Consider the following 1,956-nt stretch of genomic DNA (forward strand, 5'->3'; position numbering starts at 1 on the left):
GCATCCGGACGGCACGATCCGTTTTGTGAAGACGGCGCTCGAGGTGTTCTCGGCGCACTTCTCCGCGCACGCGCTGGGCACCGACTGCGGCCTTCCGGTGACCGGTGTGCTGCCGGTGTCGAAGGAGGCTCCCCCCGAGGTCAAGGCCCTGCCGTCGGCGAGCAGCCCCAAGGCGCTGCCGGGGCGGGAGACCGAGCCGGCCGAGAAGCTGCTCGTCGACTGGACGCTGTGTCAGGGGCACGGGCTGTGCGCGGACGCCGCCCCGGGTGTGATCCGGCTGGGCGAGGACGGCTACCCGCAGCGCGCGGTCTCCGCGGTGCCGCCGGAGCTGCGCGCCGAGGCTCTACGCGCGGTGCGTCGCTGCCCGGCACTGGCGTTGCGCCTCCAGAGCTGATCAGAGCTACCGGAGCCGACCCGCTGCCATCACCCGGCGCCGCTCCTGCCACACGGCGGGAGCGGCGCCGGTGTTTTGTGACGAGGTGACAATTCCCGCCGACCGGGGGTCCTTGCTGAACGCGTTCGGGGCGGCCGCCGTACCCCCTGTCGACGGACGACCGCCGGCGCCCCAGGCGAAGCCGGACGGTCGGAAGTGAAGCAGACGGAAAGCGGCCGGAGAACGCCGGTCGAGCACACCATCAGGAACTGGAGGGGAAGGCCATGAGGAACCGGCGGACCGTGTGGGTCGGGGCGGTGGTGGCCGCGCTCGTCGCGGCGACGAGCGCGTGCGGCGGCAACTCCGACGAGGGCCAGGGCGTCACGCCGGCCGGTGAGAGCTCCTCGCTGGCCCCTGATCTGGCCACCGGCGGCTACGGCGCGGGAGCCGGCGCCGACCAGGCCGGCGCCCCCAGTCGGAGCGGACCGGCCGGCACGCTGGTACTCCGCGAGGACAACAAGCTCGGTGAGATCGTCACCGACAGCGCCGGTTGGACGCTGTACCGCTTCGAGGAGGACTCCGCGAAGCCGCCGCGCACCACCTGCGAGGGCGACTGCGCCAAGGCATGGCCTCCCGTGCCGGCCGACGACGCGGCGGCCGCCGGCGGCATGGACCCCGAGCTGCTGGGCAGCGTGAAGCGGGCCGACGGCACCGCGCAGCTGACCCTCGGCGGCTGGCCCGTCTACCGCTACGCGCAGGACACCGCGCCGGGCGACACCAAGGGCCAGGGCGTCGGCGGCAACTGGAACGTGCTGGCGGCCGACGGCGGCAAGGCGTCGGTCCAGGACAGCGGCGGCTCCTCCGACGACGCCCCGGGCGCGGGCGAGGACGACGCGGGTTCGGCCCCGGCCGGCGGTGCGCCCGACAGCGGCGACGAGCAGACCCAGCTGTCCGCGGTGAAGGACCCGGCGCTGGGGACGATCGTCGCCGACGGCCAGGGCCGCACGTTGTACCGTTTCGACAAGGACACCGCCTGGCCGATGAAGTCCAACTGCGAGGGCGAGTGCCTGGAGACGTGGAAGCCGGCGAAGCCGGTGGACAAGGCCGCGCTCAAGGGGGTCGACCCGAAGATGATCTCCACGCTCAAGCGGTCGGACGGCACCAGGCAGCTGGCGATCGACTGCTGGCCGGTGTACTGGTTCACCGGTGACAAGGAGGCCGGCGACACCACCGGTCACGGTGTGGGCGGCGTGTGGTGGGCGGTCACCCCGGACGGCAAGAAGGCCAACGGCGGTGCTCCGGCCAAGCCCTGACGGCCCGTGAGCGGACGGGGGCGGCCGGGGCGGCCGCCCCCGTCCGGGCGTTCGGGCCCGCCGGGTGGGGAAGTTCAGGTCCGAACCATTGACGCACTGGTCTAGTCCTTCTAGCGTGCCGGTACGGCTGACCGAGGGTTTCACCGCCCTCGGTGCGCCCGCTCCCCCGGGTGTGGGCGCCCGTCCCCCACCTCGCGAGGAGCCCAGAAGATGTCGGGCAGTACCAGCAGCAGGGGCCCGACGCCCCGCCGACGGCCACCCGCCGCAGTC

2 protein-coding genes are annotated in these 1,956 nt (G+C 73.6%); both read left to right on the top strand.

The window, feature by feature from the left end:
• Positions 1-394, top strand: a 394-nt coding sequence (locus tag GL263_RS25765) for a ferredoxin (protein ID WP_182858145.1), incomplete at its 5' end; no start/stop codon positions are given.
• Positions 395-657: 263 nt separating this feature from the next.
• The gene (locus GL263_RS25770; protein ID WP_182858146.1) at positions 658-1,686 is read left to right on the top strand and encodes an SCO0930 family lipoprotein; all 1,029 of its coding nucleotides are present in this window, start codon (positions 658-660) and stop codon (positions 1,684-1,686) included.
• Positions 1,687-1,956: the final 270 nt, after the last annotated feature.

Source organism: Streptomyces durbertensis (genome assembly GCF_014156695.1).
GTDB lineage: Bacteria > Actinomycetota > Actinomycetes > Streptomycetales > Streptomycetaceae > Streptomyces > Streptomyces durbertensis.